The organism is Streptomyces sp. NPDC006691 (assembly GCF_042869955.1).
Taxonomy (GTDB): Bacteria; Actinomycetota; Actinomycetes; order Streptomycetales; family Streptomycetaceae; genus Streptomyces.
The window spans coordinates 1-17,149 of sequence record NZ_JBIAGW010000005.1 but is presented as its reverse complement, the minus strand read 5'-3'; the positions used below and the strand labels follow the sequence as shown (position 1 = coordinate 17,149).

The window sequence follows — 17,149 nt, the reverse complement described above, 5'->3', positions numbered from 1 at the left end:
AGCCCAAATTCCACCACTGACCTGGCTACTTCGGTGTGGTGCGTGGGTTCGGCGGCCCACGTGGACGCCAGGCGCGCGCTGTCCGGTACGGGTTCGCCCACGCCGGGGTGTGGTCGTCCGCGAGTACACCCGGTGGGGGTATGGTCGGGCCGGAGGACACGAGCCGTACGAGCGAGGGAAGGCCGGGGCAGACCGTGAACGGCGGACGCGTGCGCAGGGTGGAGCTCTCCCGGCTCCTGGTGCTGTGTGCCGTCCTGTTCGGGCTCTTCGCCATGCACGGGGCCCCGGCGAGCGCCGCCTCCGGCTGCCACGGTGACTTCGCCACGGCGGCACCCATGGGCACGCCGATGAGCATGGGGCACACGAACATGTGGGGTGAGCACATGGGTGTGCGCGCCGCCTCCGTCACCCCGCCCATGAGTGGCGAGCTCTGTGTGTCCACGCCCGCCCGCGACCGTCTGCCGGCGGCCGCGGCCGGGCTGCTCGCGCTGCTCGGCCTGGTGGTCCTCGTCGGGTGGGGGCTCGCCGGGTGTCCCAGGGCTCCACTCGCGGCGGCTCGGCGCGGACCACCGCTCCACGGCAGAGAACTGCTCCTTCAGGTGTGTGTCGCACGGACGTGACAGGTGCTCTCGGCCCGGCCGCCGGCCGGACCGACGAGGTGCCCTGCCCGTTCGAGCGCCCCAGCGTAGGCGCGACCACCTGGAAAGAACTCCATTCGATGTCTGCCACCCACACCTTCGCCGTCCGCCGCCGCACCCTCGCGGCCGTAGGCACTGTCGCCGCCCTCACCCTCGCCCTCGCGGGCTGCGGTTCCTCCAGTGGCTCCAAGTCCGGGGACTCGGCCACGCACGGCATGAACCACGGACCGAGCAACGCGGCGTCGCCCAACTCGCCGTCCTCCCACGCCCCGTCCGGCTCCGGCGCCTTCAACGACGCGGACGTGACGTTCGCGCAGCAGATGATCCCGCACCACCAGCAGGCGTTGGAGATGGCGCGCCTCGCCGACGGCCGCGCCGCCGACCCCGAGGTCAAGAGTCTGGCCACCACGATCCAGAAGGCCCAGGACCCGGAGATCGCCACGATGAAGGGCTGGCTCAGGACATGGGGCAAGCCGCTGCCTTCGGCGTCCTCCTCGATGGGAGACATGCCCGGGATGCACCACGGCTCGTCCGGCATGGCCGGGGTGATGTCCGACCAGGACATGAGCGCCCTCAAGTCCGCCAAGGGCAAGGACTTCGACAAGAAGTTCGCCGAGTTGATGATCGGCCATCACCAGGGCGCGGTCACCATGGCCAAGGATGAGCAGAGCAACGGGGCCAACCCCGACGCGAAGAAGCTCGCGGGCAATGTCATCGCGGCCCAGAACGCCGAGATCGAGCAGATGAACAAGATCGTCGAGCGACTGCGGTAGTTCCGGCGGGCTCGGCGGCTCGGCGAGCCCGCTGAGCCGGTCGAGTCGGTCGAGTCGGTCGGGCCGATCGAACCCGCCGAACCCGCCGAACCCGCCGAACCCGCCGAACCCGCCGAGCCGGTCGGGCCGGTCGGGCCGACGGGAGAAGGGCGGTTCCGGTCCTGCGTCGAGGTGACGGAGGACCGGAACCCCACCCCGTTGCCCGCTCCGCCACGCGCCCCAGCCAGAAACCGCACTCCGGCACGTGACCCCTGTCCGTCCTGTGCCGCCCGTCCCCAGTCCGTCCCGCGCCCGTCCAGGGAAGGCACATCATGGATGCCGTACTGCACGCCCTGCGCATCACCGGTTCGATGACCTGGGAGATCACCTGGGCCCTGGTCCTCGGCTTCACCCTGTCCGCCGTCGTGCAGGCGGTGGTGCGCAAGTCCACGGTGGTCGCCCTGCTCGGCGACGACCGCCCGCGCACCCTGGCGCTCGCGGCGGGTCTGGGCGCGGCCTCGTCCTCCTGCTCGTACGCCGCCGTCGCGCTCGCCCGCTCCCTCTTCCGCAAGGGTGCCCACTTCACCGCGGCGATGGCCTTCGAGATCGCCTCGACGAACCTCGTCGTCGAACTCGGCGTGATTCTGGCCCTGTTGATGGGCTGGCAGTTCACGGCGGCCGAGTTCGTCGGTGGCCCCGTCATGATCGTGCTGCTCGCCGTGCTCTTCCGGCTGTTCCTCCGGGACCGACTGCTCGGCCAGGCACGCGAGCAGGCCGAGCGCGGTCTGGCCGGGTCGATGGAGGGGCACGCCTCGATGGACATGTCCGTGCGGAAGGAGGGCTCGTTCGCCGCGCGACTGTTCTCGGCGGACGGCTTCACCTCCACCGCGCACGTCTTCGTCATGGAATGGGCGGCGATCCTGCGTGACCTCGTCGTCGGACTGCTCATCGCGGGCGCGATCGCCGCATGGGTGCCGGATTCCTTCTGGCGCACGTTCTTCTTCGACGGTCATCCGCTGGCATCCCGGCTCTGGGGGCCGCTGATCGGTCCGCTCGTCGCCATCGCCTCGTTCGTCTGCTCCATCGGCAACGTGCCGCTCGCGGTGGTCCTCTGGAAGGGCGGCATCAGCTTCGGCGGGGTGGTCGCGTTCCTCTTCGCGGACCTGTTGATCCTGCCGATCCTCTCCATCTACCGGAAGTACTACGGCGCCCGCACGGCCGCCTTCCTGCTCGGCACGTTCTACGGGGCGATGGTGGTCGCCGGGTATGTGGTCGAGTTCCTTTTCGGTGGCCTCGGCCTCGTTCCCGACCGGAGCTCGGCGACCATCCCCATGGAGGGTGTGGCCTGGAACTACACGACGTGGCTCAACATGGTGTTCCTGGTGCTCGCCGGCGTGCTGCTCGTGCGCTTCTTCCGGACCGGAGGGAGGGAGATGCTGCGCATGATGGGGGGCGCGCCGCCCGAAGGCGGGGACTAGCCCACGAGTTGTCCGGTGGGCCACCGGGCTGCCCGACGCGCACCCGCGCATCCAACGCCCGCCGGGGGGCAGGTCGTATGCCGTACCGGGGCAGGTCGTGCTCCCTACCGGACGGCAGTCTCGGCCGCGAACGCGTCCAGCAGGGCGAACGTGTGCTCCGGCTGTTCCAGATGGGGCAGGTGGCCGGCTTGCGGCACCGTCACATAGCGGGCGTTGTCGAAAGCCGCGGCGAAGGCCGAGCCATAGGCGGGCGTCACGATGCGATCGGCCTCTCCCCACAGCACGAGCGTCGGGACGGTGACATCCGCCAGCCGGGCCCGCAGGGTGGGGTCCGCCATCGCGGGACCGCCGGAGAAGAGGCGCAGGGCCGCCATGTTGCCGGCCATGGCCGCACGCCGCTCGGCCGGCACGTCCTCCGGAGCGACATGGAACCGCTCCGAGTCGTAGTACGCGTAGGTGGCGACACCCTTGGCGTCGAGGGTGAAGAAGTCGCGCACCGGTTCCTGCTCGACCTCGATGCCGACCGCGTTCACCAGCGCGAGCCCGCTGATCATCCCTTCCGTGTCGGCGGCCGACATCTCCGCGGCGATCCAGCCCCCGAGCGACGACCCCACGACCAGGACGTCGCGAAGACCGCGCTCGCGCAGGAGCCGGAGGTAGCCGGCGGCGAGGTCGGCGACACACGTGACGTCCTCGGGGCGCGATGTGCCGTTCCAGCCCGGATGGGTGGGAAGCAGGGTGGGCGAGGACGCGGCGAAGTGCTCGGCGATGGGGGCGACGGTGGCGGGGCCGCCGCCACCGTGCAGGACGAGGACGGGGCGGCCGGTGGCGGGTCCGGACAGGGCGAGCGCGCGTTCGGAAGTCATGGCCACGACTGTAACTAAAGATGTTTAGCTAAACAAGCTTAGTTGCCATGCTAATCTGCTCGCATGGCCGTTGACCTGCAAGCCCTCGGAAAGGCCGTGAAGGCCGCCCAGTATCGGCAGCACCGCTCCCTCGATACGCACCTCGCCGCCATCGGCAGCACGCTGGCCCAGTGGGACGCACTGCGCGCGATCGACAACGCGCCGGGAGCCAGCGCCCGGGAGCTGGCCGCGACGACGTTCCAGAGCGAGCAGGCATTCGGCGCGCTCGCGGGCCGTCTTGTGGCTCAGGGTCTGGTGGACCGGCGCAAGGGGCACGGCCGGCGCATCGAGCACCACCTCACGGCCGAGGGGAGGCGGGTGCTGCGTGCGGGGCATGAGGTGGCCGACGCGGCACTCGCGGAGTGCTTCGAAGGGCTGACGGCGGGAGACCGGGCGTCGCTGCTGGCGCTGCTGCGCAAGCTCTCGGCCCGGCCGGACGCCGACGGCGGCTGACGTCCTGGGCGGCCGGCCTTCCTAGCGGGGTGCTGGGCTCAGGACCAGGGGCAGATAGATGTCGTCGACGATGTCGACGATGAACTCGTCCGGCACCGGGGCGCCGAACAGCAGGAATTGATTGCGCAGCAGATCGGTTGCGACGGTGGCCCGCCGGGAGGTGAGGATCCACGGCTCGATCTCACCGCGCTCCACGGCCCGCTCCAGGATGACGTGAACGGTCGACGGGCGGACGGTGTGGACGCGCTCCCGAATCAATTCGGCCAGCTCGGGGTCGCGGGTCATCTCGCCGAGCAGGCCGCGCATGATTCCGCCGAGCGGGCTGGCCATGGTGACGGCCATGTGCCGCAGCAGCGCCAGGGTATCGCCGCGCAGCTCGCCGGTGTCGGGCAGATCGACGTCGGAGATCTTGCCCAACTTGCAGGCATCCAGGACGAGTTGGGCCCGACTTGGCCAGCGCCGGTAGACGGCTGCCTTGCCGGTGCGGGCCCGGGCGGCCACCCGCTCCATGGTCAGCGCCGCGTAGCCCGCCTCGGCGAGTTCGTCCAAGGTGGCCCGCAGAATGGCTCGTTCCAGTTCCTCGCCACGGCGGCGCGGGCCTTTGCGGTGGTCAACGGATGGTTCGGTGGCCGGGCCGGTGCTGCTGGGCACCCATGCCTCCCGGGTGTGTCCGATAGGGGCCGTTGCGTTCTTCAGGGGGGACAGCCTAGCCTCCAACTTAGAGAACTGACCGTTCTTTAACGTCTGAGGTTTCGAGGGATTCGATGACCGACACGACCGAGACGACGACCGCACCGTTGCAGAAGGCCGAGGCCCCCGCCTTTCCGGCCGACCGGACCTGCCCCTATCAACTGCCCGCCTCCTACGTCGAGTTGCGGGACAAGGCCGATGCACTGAGCCCCGTGACCCTCTTCGACGGGCGACGGGCCTGGGTGGTGACCAAGCACGAGACCGCGCGCAGGCTGCTCGCGGACCCCCGGCTCTCCTCCGACCGCACCAGCGTCCATTTCCCCGCCACTTCACCGCGGTTCGAGGCCATCCGCTCCGGCCGCCCCGCCTTCATCGGCATGGACCCGCCGGAGCACGGCCCCCGTCGGCGGATGACGATCAGTGAATTCACCGTGAAGCGCATCAAGGGCATGCGCCCGGACGTCGAACGCATCGTGCACGGTTTCATCGACGAGATGCTCGCCGGTGGCCCGCCCGCCGACCTGGTCAGCCAGTTCGCGCTCCCCGTTCCCTCCATGGTGATCTGCGAACTGCTCGGCGTTCCGTACGCCGACCACGACTACTTCCAGGACGCGAGCAGGCGTCTCGTGCAGTCCACGGACGTGGACGGCGCGATCACCGCCCGCCAGGACCTCAACGAGTACCTGGACGGGCTCATCACCAAGATGCAGGCCCAGCCCGGCTCCGGCCTCCTGAACTCCCTGGTGTCACGGCAGTTGGCGGCCGGGGAGATCGACCGCGAGGAGCTGATCTCGACCGCACTGCTGTTGCTCGTCGCCGGTCACGAGACCACCGCATCGATGACCTCGCTCAGCGTGATCACTCTGCTCGAACACCCCGAGCAGCACGCCGCGTTGCGCGACGACCCCTCCCTGGTGCCCGGCGCGGTGGAGGAACTGCTGCGCTACCTCGCCATCGCGGACATCGCGGGCGGCCGGGTGGCCACCGCCGACATCGATGTCGACGGGCAGCTCATCCGCGCGGGCGAGGGTGTGATCGTCACCAACTCCATTGCCAATCGCGACAGTTCGGTCTTCGCGGATCCGGACCGTCTCGATGTGCACCGCACCGCGCGCCACCACCTCTCCTTCGGGTACGGAGTGCATCAGTGCCTCGGCCAGAATCTGGCCCGCCTCGAACTCGAAGTCATCCTCACCGCGTTGTTCGACCGTATTCCGACCCTGCGTCTCGCCGTCCCGGTGGAGCGGCTCACGCTGCGGCCGGGTACGACGATCCAGGGTGTCAACGAGCTCCCGGTCACCTGGTGACCGGGGTGGAAGGAGTCCCCATGCGGGTGTCCGCCGACCGGGACGTGTGCGTCGGCGCCGGGCTGTGCGCGCTGACCGCCCCCGGCGTCTTCGACCAGGACGACGACGGCCTCGTCGATGTCCTTGCGCCGGATCCCGACGGGGCGCAGCAGTCGGCGGCCCGCCAGGCGGCCAACCTCTGTCCGTCCGGAGCGGTCCGCATCGTCGAATAGGCCTGCTACCGACGGGCCCACCACCGACGGGCCTGCCGCGGACGGGCTTGCCCCGACAGGCCTGCCCTGCCTCCGCCCGATCCCGACCCGCCTGCGCCCGATCCCGGCCGGAGCCGCCCGAGCGGCTCCGGCCCGGACGCGCGCGGGCCGGTCTGTACTGCCCGTGCCGCGAGGGCCGCGCCGGCAGCGAGGCCAGCGAGTCGACGCGAGGTCTCGCGGTGTCGCGGGCCGACCCGATCTCCCTACGAGAAAGGACCGGTTGACGCCTACGGCTTCTCCCGCTCCGCGTCGGACCAGAGATGGTCGAGGGTGTCGACCACGAGCCGGCAGACCGTGTCCGGGTCCGCGCTCGCCAGGGGCTCGCGCGCGACGACCGTCCGCATGAGCCCGATCCCGAGCAGCCACGCCATGGCCAGATCGGCGCGCAGCGCGCCGTCCTTGGCGCCGGACAGCTCGGCCAGTGCGCGCTGGTAGCGCTCGCCCAGCTCGCGCAGCGTTCCGGTCGCCTCGTCGCCCCGGCCGATGGACCGCAGATAGACCTCAAGGGACCGGTCGGCCGTCCCCGCGGCGCTGCTCGTCAGCATCGAGCGGAGCGCGGTCTCGAAGAGCTCCTCGGGCGGTGTGGCGCGAAACTGCTCCAGGCCGCCCTGCGCGACGACCTCGGTCAAGAGGCCCTGCTTGGACCCGAAGTACCGGAACAGCAAGGCCTGGTTGGCGCCCGCGCGTTCGGCGATCTCACGGACCGTCGCCCCTTCGTAGCCGCGTTCCGCGAACAGATCGCGTGCGGCGTCGAGCAGCCGCCTGCGGGTGGCCGCGGCATCGCGGCGGCGCTCGCCGGCGGGCGATTCGGGGGCTTCTGCCATGGGAGGTCCTCTCAGACGGCCCGTCAGGATAACGGCCACAATGCGCCGTTGACCGACTCGGGGGGCGCCCCTACCGTTGTAAGCAGCTGCTTACATCCGGGAGGCCGCAGTGACGACAGCCGAGACCACACCCCTCGCCTATCCCTTCAACACCGCCGACGGACTCCAGCTCGCCGAAGAGTACGAGCGGGTACGCGAACTGCCGGGCCTGTTACGCGTGCAGCTGCCGTACGGCGAGCCCGCCTGGCTCGTCACCCGCTACGCGGATGCCCGGCTCGTCCTCGGCGACCAGCGCTTCAGCCGGGCCGCGGGTGCCGAGCACGACGAGCCGCGCCAGTCCGAGGGGCGGACCAACAGCGGGATCCTCGGCATGGACCCGCCGGACCACACCCGGCTGCGCTCCCTGGTGGCGCGGGCGTTCACCGTCCGCCAGGTGGAGAAACTCCGGCCGCAGGTCCGCGAGCTCACCGCGAGTCTGCTCGACGACATGGAGGCGAGCGGGGCGCCCGCCGACCTCGTGGACTCCTACGCGCTCCCGCTGCCGGTCGCGGTGATCTGCCGACTGCTCGGCGTGCCCACCGAGGACCGCCCGCGTTTTCGGGTGTGGAGCGACGCCGCCCTGTCCACGAGCTCGCTCACGGCCGCCGAGTTCGAGGCCAACCGGGAGGAACTGCGCTCGTACATGGGCGAGTTGATCGCCCTGCACCGCCAGGAACCGCAGGACGACCTGATGACCGCGCTCATCGAGGCGCGCGACGGCGGCGACCGCCTGTCCGAACTCGAACTCGTCGACCTGTGTGTGGCGGTGCTGGTGGCCGGACACGAGACCACGGCGTCCCAGATCCCCAACTTCACCCTCACCCTGCTCGACCACCCCGACCAGCTCGCCCAGCTCAGGACCCGCCCCGAGCTGATCGCCAACGCGGTGGAGGAACTGCTCCGCTTCGTGCCGCTGGGCAGTGGCGCCGGCCAGGCGCGGTACGCCACCGAGGACGTCGAGGTGGGCGGCACCCTGGTACGGGCCGGCAGCCCGGTCCTGGTCGCGACCGGCGCCGCCAACCGCGACGCGCTGCGCTTCAGCGGCCCCGGCGTGCTGGACATCGCGCGCGAGGGCAACCAGCACCTCGGTTTCGGCCATGGAGTCCACCACTGCCTGGGCGCCCCGCTGGCCCGCCTCGAACTCCAGGAGGCGCTGAGCGCGCTCATCACGCGCTTCCCCGGCCTGAAACTGGCCGGCGACATCACCTGGAAGACCGAGATGCTGGTCCGCGGGCCGCGCGTCATGCCGGTCGCGTGGTGACGGCCATGACCTGGACCGTACGCGTGGATCCACAACTCTGTCTGGCCTCGGGCATGTGTGCCGGGGCCGCCCCCGACGTCTTCGCGCTCGACACCGAGCACGCACGGGTGCTGCCGGACGCGATCGAGCCGGACGAGCGCGTTCTGGACATCGCCGACGCCTGCCCCGCGCAGGCGATCACCGTGCACGACGGGAACGCGGTCATAGGCCCCCGCCGCGACTGACGAGCGAGCCTGCCTGCCCAGGCTGGCGGGCCCGCCAGCCCAGGCTGACGCCCCGTCGAGAGGTGCCCCGTCGAGACCGGCGCCCGGGGCGCGGCCGACGCCCGGACCGGGCGGGAGCGGCGGCCGGGGCCGGACGGGCGCGGGCGACTACTCGAAGCGCGAGGTGTCGCCCGCGCCCCGGCGCACGATCTCCGCCTCGCCGCCCGAGAAGTCGATGACGGTGGTCGGCTCGGTGCCGCAGTCGCCGGAGTCCAGTACCGCGTCCACCACGTGGTCGAGGCGCTCCTTGATCTCCCAGCCCTGCGTCATCGGCTCGGCCTCGTCGGGCAGCAGCAGCGTGCTGGAGAGCAGCGGCTCCCCGAGCTCGGCGAGCAGGGCCTGGACCACGGCGTGATCCGGGATCCGCACGCCCACCGTCTTCTTCTTTGGGTGCAGCAGCTGCCGCGGCACCTCCCTCGTCGCGGGCAGGATGAACGTGTAACTGCCGGGCGTAGCCGCCTTGATGGCGCGGAACACGTCATTGTCGATCTGCACGAACTGGCCCAGCTGCGCAAAGTTCTCGCACACCAGGGTGAAGTGGTGGCGGTCGTCCAGATCGCGGATCGAGCGGATCCGGTTGATGCCGTCACGACTGCCCAGCTGGCACCCCAGCGCGTAGCAGGAGTCCGTCGGGTACGCGATGAGCGCACCGGAACGGATGCTGTCGGCCACGCTGCTGATGGTGCGCCGCTGAGGGTTGTCGGGGTGCACGTCGAAGTACTTTGCCATCCGCCGAGTCTACGGTCCGTGCGTGCGGACGCCCGGCTCCGGCGGTCGCGAGGTGTCGACGCGGTGCCCCTCCGAACCTCGGCATCACCCCCTACGTCGGCGTCACCTCCCACCTCGCGGCATCATCCGCTACGTCGGCATCCCCCACCTCGGCATCGCCCTCCGGACCGGCATCACCCGTGCGGGTCGGCGCGCAGGCCGAGCACGAGGTCGCGGGGCAGCCCGTGGGTGTCGTGGAGGTAGTCGAAGTCGTCCTCGCCGAGCGGGCCGCGGAAGCGGGGCCGGGACAGGACGCGTCGGCCCCGCTCCAGGAGCTGGGCGAAGCGCCGCTCCTCTTCGAGGAGTACGTCGCGGATCGGTCCGCCCGGTCCCTGCTGGCCGAAGTGGTCCAGCGTGTGGCCGAAGAGTTCCTCGGGCAGGTCGCCGAGCGTGCGGGAGGGGTCGGCCCGCCACAGGGAGGTGAGCACCCGCCGCACCAGGCGCCGCAGGACGTATCCGCGACCGGTGTTGGCCGGCAGTACGCCGTCGCCCACCACGACGATGCCGGACCGCAGATGGTCGCAGACCAGGCGCAGCGAACGCAGGTCCAGGTCCCACAGTGGGGGCACCGTGCGCATCCACGGTTCGAACAGGTCCGTGTCGAAGACCGACCGCCTGCCCTGGAGGACGGCGACCAGCCGCTCCAGGCCCAGCCCCGTGTCGATGTTCCGCTGGGGCAGGGATTCCAGTGTGCCGTCCTCGCCGCACCGGTGACGCATCATCACGTGGTTCCACACCTCGACCCATCGATCGTCACCGGTCGGCGTGGACCGGGGCGGCCCCTCGCCGGTCCAGACGAAGATCTCCGAGTCCGGCCCACAGGGACCGGTGGGGCCGTTGGACCACCAGTTCTCCTCGCCGGTCAGCTCGACCGGTACGCCGATCTCCTGCCAGGCGCGCAGGGATTCGAGGTCCGGACCCGAGCGCTCGTCGCCGCCGAACACCGTGGCGTACAGCAGTCCCGGATCGATGCCGAAGCCGTCCACCAGCAGGTCGTGGCCCCAGCGGAGGCTCTGCGAGCCGGTGTAGTCGCCGAGCGACCAGGTGCCGAGCATCTCGAAGACCGTCAGATGGGTGTTGTCACCCACCTCCTCCAGGTCGGTGGTGCGCAGACAGCGCTGCGCATTGACCAGACGCCGGCCCAGCGGGTGGGGGAGGCCCTGCAGATGCGGGGTGAGGGGGTGCATGCCCGAGGTGGTGAAGAGGACGGAGTCACCGGGCGGCGGCAGCAGGGACGAGCCCGTGATGCGCCGGTGGCCCAGCCGCTCGAAGTGCTCGACGAAGGTGCGGACGACGTGCTCGCTGCTCATGACGGGGTTCACGACGGGGTTCATGACGTACGGATCCTTTGACTGCGGGGCAGCCGGAAAGGGACCGCGAGCACGGGGCGACGAACGGGGAACTCGGTCGATCCACACCGGCGGGCCGTTTCCGGTCGCCGGGGGAGAGGGATAAGGAGGTCAGGCGGCGGCAACCGGCGAGCTGGTCGCTCGCGCGGTCGTGACGCTGCTGCGGTGGATGACCTTCATGCCGCCAGGGTACGGGCGGCCCGATCGCCCCGCACCCGAGTTTTCGCCCCCGGGTCTGCGGGCGTACGCCCCACGAACGCGCCGGCCGGTTCCCCGGCGGGCGCCTCAAGCCCCGCCGGGCGAAGTGCTCGCCCCCGGGCGGGCGCCTCAAGCCCCGCCGGTGTCCCGCGGGCCGCGTTCCTCCGCCGCGCGCTCCGCGGCCTCCACCTCCGCGGTGAACTCCTTCGCGGACAGGCGGCGCAGCGTGCCGCCGTGGCGCCGGGCCAGCTCGTCGGCGGGCTCCTGCGAGGACTCGTGCAGATCGACGACCAGCATCGATGTGCCGTCCTCGACCCTGCTGCTCAGCACGATGAGGCCGGCGCCGTCCTCCAGGATCTGGCGGTTCTCCGCCGCGTTCGCCAGCGTGGCCCCGGCCGCGCTGCCCAGCAGCACGCCGATCGGGCCGCCGAGCAGCCCGAGGAGACCGCCGACCAGGCCGCCGCCGACCGTGGGCACCCCGGCACCCCGCACATGGTTCTCCGGCACGTCCAGCAGACCCTCGGCCGAACGTTCCAGAACGGCTGCCTGGCGCACCCCCGGCAGGGAGGCCGCTTCCTCGAAGGCCGCACGGCACCGCGTCGGATCGGTGAACGAGATCAGCAGAACATGGTGGGTGTCCGCCATCGCAGGTACTCCCTCATCGTGTGACGCACGGCTCCTGGTCCTCCCAGTGGACCGCCCGCCCGGGCACCCCGCCAGGCGGGAAGGCCGGGCGGGCGCCCCCGGCGGGAGCGCGAGCGTCCCTGCGTGCCCGGGCCGCCCGTCTGCGGCCTGGCACGATGTGGACATGGATATGCCACTGACATTCGGGGACACATTCGGGGACGCGTTACGGGCCGACCTCGGGTCGCCTACGGAGGTTCGCTCCTTGAGCAGCAGCCCGCGCTCGCAGGTGTGGCGCGTCGAGCTGCCGGCCGAGGTGCGGGGCCGGCCACGCCAGGCCGTGGTGAAGCACCTCGTCGACGGCCCCGGCGCCGCGGAGCGCTACGCCCGCGAGGTGGCCGCCCTGGGGATCGCCGCCCGGTCCCCCGCGCCGGTCGTGCCACGGCTGTTGGCCACCGACCCCGAGCGCCGCCTACTCGTCCTCGACCATCTCGACCACCACACCCCGGCACCCGACTGGATCGTCCACTACGCCGAGTCCCTGGCCCGGCTGCATGCCACGGCGGTTCCGGAGGATGCCGGGCTGCTGCCGCGGTGGCAGGGCCCGGGCGAGACCGACATCGCCGCCTTCCTCGCCCTCGCCGCGGCGCTCGGAGCGGCTGTCCCGGCCGGTGTCCGCGACGAACTCGAAGCGCTGGTGGGCCGCCTCGACCGGGCCCCGGGACATGCCCTGCTCCACGGGGACCCCTGCCCCGGGAACGATCTGCACACCATCGAGGGCGTCAGGTTCGTCGACTTCGAGCAGGCCTCGCTCGGCAGCGGCCTGATGGAACTGGCCTATCTGCGGATCGGCTTCCCCACCTGCTGGTGTGTCACCGCGGCCGCCGAGCCGCTGCTGGCCCGGGCGGAGCGTGCGTACCGTACGGCATGGCGTGCCGCCACGGGCTCCGAGCTCCGGGTGGACGGTCTTGTCGACGCGTGCGTCGGCTGGCTGATCCGTGGTGACGCGCTGGTCCAGCGGGCACACCGCGACGGCACGGACCATCTGGCCCGGGTGCCGGACGAGGACTGGACGTGGGGCACGGCGAGCGCCCGCCAGCGACTGGTCCACCGGCTCGGGGTCGTCGGCGCACTGACCGCCGAGGACCCGCTTCTCGGCGCGGTGCACGTCCTGACGGCGAGCATGCGCGGCCGGATGCTCGCCCGCTGGCCCGTGCTCCGGCCCGTACCGGCGCTGCGACCCTGAGGCATGGGGCGGGGACCGGGGGAGTACTCCCTCCGGTCCTGCCCGCGGGGAGCACTCCGCCCCTCGTGCCCTGCCCGCGGGGAGTTACTTGCCCGGGTGGGCCAGCAGGAGCTCGGTGTTGTGGTCGGCCGAGGAGCCGAGCTTGGCCGACGGGGTGGCATAGGGGTCGTTGTAGGAGAGTTCGCGGTAGAGGGCGGCCAAGCCCCGGTCGGAGGTGTCGCCGAAGTCCGTCGTATAGGGTGCGTCGGACTCGATGAGGGTGGTGAACAGGGACAGCGTGCCGTCACCGTTGTCCGCGATCTCGATCACGCGGGCGTGCTGCGGATAGTCGATGTGGGATGCGGTGTTGATCTCCCAGAAGGCGCGCTCGGGGACCGCGTGGCCGTGCGGGGTGATCCGGTTCTCGTGCGTGTGGCCGTTCACCCACGCCACCACGTTCGGATAGCGCTGGAGCAGCGCGACCAGCGCGTTTCCGTCGTGCCGCCCTTCGAACGGGTGGTACGGGTCCGGCAGCAGGTTGCCCATGGTCGTGCTGGTGTGATGGCTGAACAGGACGACGAGTGAGTCGCTGGATCCGCCGCGCACCACGTGCCCGTCCGTGTCGTACCAGCGGCTGCTGTGCGACTTGAGGACCGACTCCAGCCAGTTGAGCTGGGCCGTGCCGATCGAACCGTCCGCGAATCCCGCCCTGTTGGTGGTGTCGAGGCTGATGCCGAGCACCCCGCCCGCGAGGGGGAACGTGTAGTACAGGTGCCCGCTGCTCGCCGCGTCCGAGGTGAAGCCGTGCCCGACCGGACCGGCACCCGTGTAGGCCGGGTTGAGATGCGCCTTGGCGAACTCGGCCGGGGTGAAGGGGCGCCGGCGCTCGTCCGGGGTGACCTTGCGGATCGCGCCGCCGTTGCCGAGCAACTGGGCGAGCAGCAGCGCCGCTTGGGCCGGGTTGTGCTGGAGCGCGTAGGCGAGCTTCGCGGCGGTGGCGTCGTCGCAGCCCTCGATCTTGCGGTCGCCCGTGTACAGGTCGTTGAGGAGCCCGAGGTCCGGCAGACTGCCCTCGATGCTGTCGTCGTGGTTGCCGACCGTCGTATACCAGGGGACGCTGAGACCCGGCGCGTCGAAGGGCCGGGCCGCACCCGAGAGGAATCCCGGAATCTGCGGAAGGCCCCTGGCCTTGTAGGAGTCCTGGAAGGAAAGCTCCGGGTTCCAGTACTGCGCGCTGCCGGAGTTCTGTACGCCCTCGTAGCGCGAGACGTCGCCACTGCTCGGGGTGATCCGGCCACCGCTCATGACACTCAAGTACCAGTCGAGCTCGATGAGTTCATGGTTGTCGGTGTTGTCACCGGTGGCCATCACCATGCCGAACGGCAGCCCGGTGTACGGGCCTTGGCGCACCGAGTTGACCCGCTCGACCAGGGCGGACGCGCCGCGCACCGTGAGCGCCTCCTGCGGGCGGTGCGCGCTGTCGTTGTACTGGGCCAGGTACTCGAACCGCACCGGCGACTCGGTGTCGGCCAGGTGCAGGTCGGTGAACTGCACGAAGGAGGCCAGCCCGGTCCGGCGGTCGTCCCGCCCCGCGCTCCCCGCGGCCAGCTCGCCCCGGACCACCAGCGGCCACCCCGGCCCGGCCGCCAGCCGCTTGTACGGCCCGGTGCCCACCGGCATCGCGGCCTGTTCCAGGGTGGTGCCGCCGGTCCGGACGGCTCGCGCGACGGTCGCGGCCAGCGCCCGGTCCTGCGCCGCCATCGACCACAGGGCGGCGCCCGCGGCGGCGCCGGACATCCTGGAAACGAACTGACGTCGGCTCATCCCGCGCATGGGTATCCCCCTGGTGGCACTGGCAGTTGGCGACACGGCAGCCCTCGGGTGCGACCGCGCGGCCACACACTACTGGCGGGTATGCGTATGTACAGGGGCCGGGAGGAAACTTGAGGGAAACAAAAGGGCGCCGGGGCGTCGGCGGCGAGATGGATGCGAGCCCGGTCCTCTACCGCCGCGTGGCAGGAGTGCGGGGTGTCAACGGGACTCTGCCGAGCGGCCGTTGACACCCCCGGAACGAGTCGGATCGGTCGGAGCCGGCTCGTGCGTGAGTGCTTCGCCCGTGATCCGATCACTCGTGGTGGATCACTCGTGATGGATCACATGCTGCGTATTTCCTGTGGCGTATCACCTGCGGTGACGGGCGGACTGGCGGGCGTTCGCCGAACCGGAGACGGCCGCCCGGCAGTCGCCGCTCACCCTGTCACTTGCAGTAGGGGACCGCCGCCAGGTTCTGAACGTAACGGGCGGTGACCCAGCCGGGCTTGTTGGCGCCGAGCTTGTACCAGGTCTTGTTGCCGTCCACGTTCTGGGCGGTCTTCTTGCACTGCAGGGCGACGACCGAGCCCTGGGGCAGCAGGTTCAGCCGCTTGGAGGTGGTGTTCGCTTCCTGGTGGACCCACAGGCCGCCGTTGGCGACGACCTTGCCCTTGGCCTCGGCCGCCGCAGGTGCGGCGGGGGCCGCCTGCTGGCCCGAGGTGCCGACCGGAGTCGGGTCCGCCGCCGAGGCCCCGCCCGCGGTGAGCAGGATCCCCGATCCGGCGAGTACCGCCACCGCGCTCGCCGCGGCCATCCTGCGCATGCCAGACACGTACACGCTGTTCCCCTTTCGTTCCTTTTGGGATGTGCGCCCTGTAAGAGCGCCTCTCGTGCCGATGCGTTCCACCCCGGAAGAGGGAACTTCCGTGCGCCGTAAGGCAGTTGATGTGCCGATCGGATGAGTTCGGACGAATCCGGGCGTGCGGGGAGTCGCCCCGGGGGCCGCACGGCGGCCCGGCCGGGGTGCAGGTGCAGGTGCGGGCGATGGGCGGCATGCCGGGCGGGCGGCTGGGCAGGATGAGGCGGCCATGTCACGTCGGTCCCCAGGGAAGGAAACCCTCAAGTGCTCCGCAGAAAAGGCGCGTTGCTCGCCGCCGTCCTCCTGTTCCCGCTCGCCACGGCGACCCAGGCGGGCGCCGCCGCCCCGGCGCCGCGGCCGGACGCCCCGGCCCCGCACACGTCCCCGGCGACCGCGGCCACCGCGGCCACCGCCTGTGCCTACACGCCGGCCGTGCCCGCCGACAACTACAAGGGGATACCGGACTTCGACCCGGCCAAGGCGGCCAGGCCGTTCAGTGCCACCCTGCGTACCAGCCAGGGCGCCATCACCTTCAAGGCGCTGACCGACAAGGCCCCGTGCACCACCAACTCCTTCCGGTTCCTCGCCGAGAAGCGCTACTTCAACGGCTCGCACTGCCACCGGCTCACCACGGCCCGCCTGTACGTCCTCCAGTGCGGCGACCCGACCGGCACGGGCAGCGGGGGCCCCGGATACTCGTTCCCGGACGAGAACCTCACGGGCGCCACCTATCCGGCCGGAACCGTGGCGATGGCCAACGCCGGGCCGAACACCAACGGCAGCCAGTTCTTCTTCGTCTGGAAGGACACCAAGCTCTCGCCCGCCTACACACCCTTCGGCCGGGTCACCTCCGGGCTCGACGTCCTGCGGAAGATCGCGGCGGGTGGCGAGGACGACCAGAACGGCCCCGGCGACGGATACCCCACGCTGCCCGTGAACATCAACCGCGTGACGATCAAGAAGGGCTGAGCCGGGACCGGCCCGTCCGGATAGGCCAAGCGATTGCTGTTGGCGCTGCGCTGGCGGGGGAGCGCGGGACGGGCCGGGGGCGCGGCTAGTCTCCGCCCATGACGGACACCTTTGACCACACCCCGCAGGTATGGACGGCAGGCCGCCTGCGACAGGCCCTCGCCGACCTCTCCGACGACACCCCCATCCACATCGCCGTCGCGGACGGGCCCGGCGACTTCGAGGGCTACAGCGAATACGCCCTGGTCGACCTGGAGCCCGTCGAGAAGGAATGCGGCGAGGACACGGCGCCCGCGACCGAGGTCGAGTACACCCTGTTCGCCGACTACAAGGCCGGCCGGTACCACGTCGACCTGGTCTGAGCCGCCGTCGGCAGGCGTCCCGTGCCGGCTGTCGTGGGGGGGGGGGGGGGCCCCCCCCCCCCCCCCCCCCCCCCCCCCCCCCCCCCCCCCCCCCCCCCCCGCCGCGCCCCCCCGCCCCAAAC

General features: G+C 71.3%; 19 protein-coding genes. 11 read left to right on the top strand and 8 right to left on the bottom strand.

What is annotated here, in order from left to right; genetic code table 11:
- The first annotated feature begins 194 nt into the window (after positions 1-194).
- From ACFYNP_RS13385 to ACFYNP_RS13375, 3 genes are all read left to right on the top strand, one after another.
- Positions 195-620 carry a hypothetical protein gene (locus ACFYNP_RS13385; RefSeq protein WP_388785317.1) on the top strand — a complete coding sequence of 142 codons (426 nt, stop codon included), beginning with the start codon at positions 195-197 and terminating at the stop codon, positions 618-620.
- A 98-nt stretch (positions 621-718) separates the two neighbouring features.
- Entirely contained in the window at positions 719-1,411 is a 693-nt protein-coding gene (locus ACFYNP_RS13380) for a DUF305 domain-containing protein (protein WP_388785315.1), read from the top strand.
- Between the two features lie 311 nt (positions 1,412-1,722).
- Positions 1,723-2,868: a permease gene (locus ACFYNP_RS13375; protein ID WP_388785313.1), complete on the top strand. Its 1,146-nt coding sequence runs from the start codon at positions 1,723-1,725 to the stop codon at positions 2,866-2,868.
- Between the two features lie 104 nt (positions 2,869-2,972).
- On the opposite strand, the gene ACFYNP_RS13370 is transcribed toward ACFYNP_RS13375, so the two are convergent.
- Positions 2,973-3,734 carry an alpha/beta fold hydrolase gene (locus ACFYNP_RS13370; RefSeq protein ID WP_388412656.1) on the bottom strand — a complete coding sequence of 254 codons (762 nt, stop codon included), beginning with the start codon at positions 3,732-3,734 and terminating at the stop codon, positions 2,973-2,975.
- Positions 3,735-3,797: 63 nt separating this feature from the next.
- Between ACFYNP_RS13370 and ACFYNP_RS13365 the strand changes: the two genes are divergently transcribed.
- Positions 3,798-4,226 (top strand): MarR family winged helix-turn-helix transcriptional regulator, encoded by a 429-nt coding sequence (locus ACFYNP_RS13365; RefSeq protein ID WP_388785311.1) that lies wholly within the window; start codon positions 3,798-3,800, stop codon positions 4,224-4,226.
- 21 nt (positions 4,227-4,247) lie between these two features.
- Here the strand turns inward: ACFYNP_RS13365 and ACFYNP_RS13360 are convergent, their stop codons facing one another.
- Positions 4,248-4,877 (bottom strand): TetR/AcrR family transcriptional regulator, encoded by a 630-nt coding sequence (locus ACFYNP_RS13360; RefSeq protein ID WP_388785310.1) that lies wholly within the window; start codon positions 4,875-4,877, stop codon positions 4,248-4,250.
- 113 nt (positions 4,878-4,990) lie between these two features.
- On the opposite strand from ACFYNP_RS13360, the gene ACFYNP_RS13355 reads away from it, so the two are divergent.
- Both ACFYNP_RS13355 and ACFYNP_RS13350 read left to right on the top strand, forming a co-directional pair.
- Positions 4,991-6,223 carry a cytochrome P450 gene (locus ACFYNP_RS13355; protein ID WP_388785308.1) on the top strand — a complete coding sequence of 411 codons (1,233 nt, stop codon included), beginning with the start codon at positions 4,991-4,993 and terminating at the stop codon, positions 6,221-6,223.
- Positions 6,224-6,243: 20 nt separating this feature from the next.
- Positions 6,244-6,435, top strand: coding sequence for a ferredoxin (locus ACFYNP_RS13350; RefSeq protein ID WP_388412649.1), 192 nt, complete (start codon positions 6,244-6,246; stop codon positions 6,433-6,435).
- A 266-nt stretch (positions 6,436-6,701) separates the two neighbouring features.
- On the opposite strand, the gene ACFYNP_RS13345 is transcribed toward ACFYNP_RS13350, so the two are convergent.
- Complete coding sequence (locus tag ACFYNP_RS13345) at positions 6,702-7,298, bottom strand: TetR family transcriptional regulator (protein WP_388412647.1); 597 nt, start codon at positions 7,296-7,298, stop codon at positions 6,702-6,704.
- 109 nt (positions 7,299-7,407) lie between these two features.
- Between ACFYNP_RS13345 and ACFYNP_RS13340 the strand changes: the two genes are divergently transcribed.
- Positions 7,408-8,598 carry a cytochrome P450 gene (locus ACFYNP_RS13340; protein WP_388785306.1) on the top strand — a complete coding sequence of 397 codons (1,191 nt, stop codon included), beginning with the start codon at positions 7,408-7,410 and terminating at the stop codon, positions 8,596-8,598.
- A gap of 5 nt (positions 8,599-8,603) precedes the next feature.
- A complete protein-coding gene (locus tag ACFYNP_RS13335; RefSeq protein ID WP_388412644.1) occupies positions 8,604-8,822 on the top strand; it encodes a ferredoxin in 219 nt (72 codons plus the stop codon).
- 147 nt (positions 8,823-8,969) lie between these two features.
- Here ACFYNP_RS13335 and ACFYNP_RS13330 read toward each other — a convergent pair whose 3' ends face one another.
- The 3 genes from ACFYNP_RS13330 to ACFYNP_RS13320 form a co-directional block, all read right to left on the bottom strand.
- Positions 8,970-9,590 carry an L-threonylcarbamoyladenylate synthase gene (locus ACFYNP_RS13330; RefSeq protein ID WP_388412642.1) on the bottom strand — a complete coding sequence of 207 codons (621 nt, stop codon included), beginning with the start codon at positions 9,588-9,590 and terminating at the stop codon, positions 8,970-8,972.
- Positions 9,591-9,763: 173 nt separating this feature from the next.
- A complete protein-coding gene (locus ACFYNP_RS13325) occupies positions 9,764-10,939 on the bottom strand; it encodes an alanine--tRNA ligase-related protein (RefSeq protein ID WP_388785785.1) in 1,176 nt (391 codons plus the stop codon).
- Between the two features lie 366 nt (positions 10,940-11,305).
- A complete protein-coding gene (locus ACFYNP_RS13320; protein ID WP_388785304.1) occupies positions 11,306-11,821 on the bottom strand; it encodes a histidine kinase in 516 nt (171 codons plus the stop codon).
- 169 nt (positions 11,822-11,990) lie between these two features.
- Between ACFYNP_RS13320 and ACFYNP_RS13315 the strand changes: the two genes are divergently transcribed.
- Positions 11,991-13,046, top strand: coding sequence for a phosphotransferase family protein (locus tag ACFYNP_RS13315; protein WP_388785783.1), 1,056 nt, complete (start codon positions 11,991-11,993; stop codon positions 13,044-13,046).
- Between the two features lie 84 nt (positions 13,047-13,130).
- Here ACFYNP_RS13315 and ACFYNP_RS13310 read toward each other — a convergent pair whose 3' ends face one another.
- Entirely contained in the window at positions 13,131-14,858 is a 1,728-nt protein-coding gene (locus ACFYNP_RS13310; RefSeq protein WP_388785302.1) for a TIGR03767 family metallophosphoesterase, read from the bottom strand.
- 424 nt (positions 14,859-15,282) lie between these two features.
- Positions 15,283-15,675, bottom strand: coding sequence for an SH3 domain-containing protein (locus ACFYNP_RS13305; protein ID WP_388412636.1), 393 nt, complete (start codon positions 15,673-15,675; stop codon positions 15,283-15,285).
- A 285-nt stretch (positions 15,676-15,960) separates the two neighbouring features.
- Between ACFYNP_RS13305 and ACFYNP_RS13300 the strand changes: the two genes are divergently transcribed.
- Entirely contained in the window at positions 15,961-16,665 is a 705-nt protein-coding gene (locus ACFYNP_RS13300; protein ID WP_388785301.1) for a peptidylprolyl isomerase, read from the top strand.
- Positions 16,666-16,763: 98 nt separating this feature from the next.
- Positions 16,764-17,027: a DUF6225 family protein gene (locus ACFYNP_RS13295; protein ID WP_388785299.1), complete on the top strand. Its 264-nt coding sequence runs from the start codon at positions 16,764-16,766 to the stop codon at positions 17,025-17,027.
- Positions 17,028-17,149: the final 122 nt, after the last annotated feature.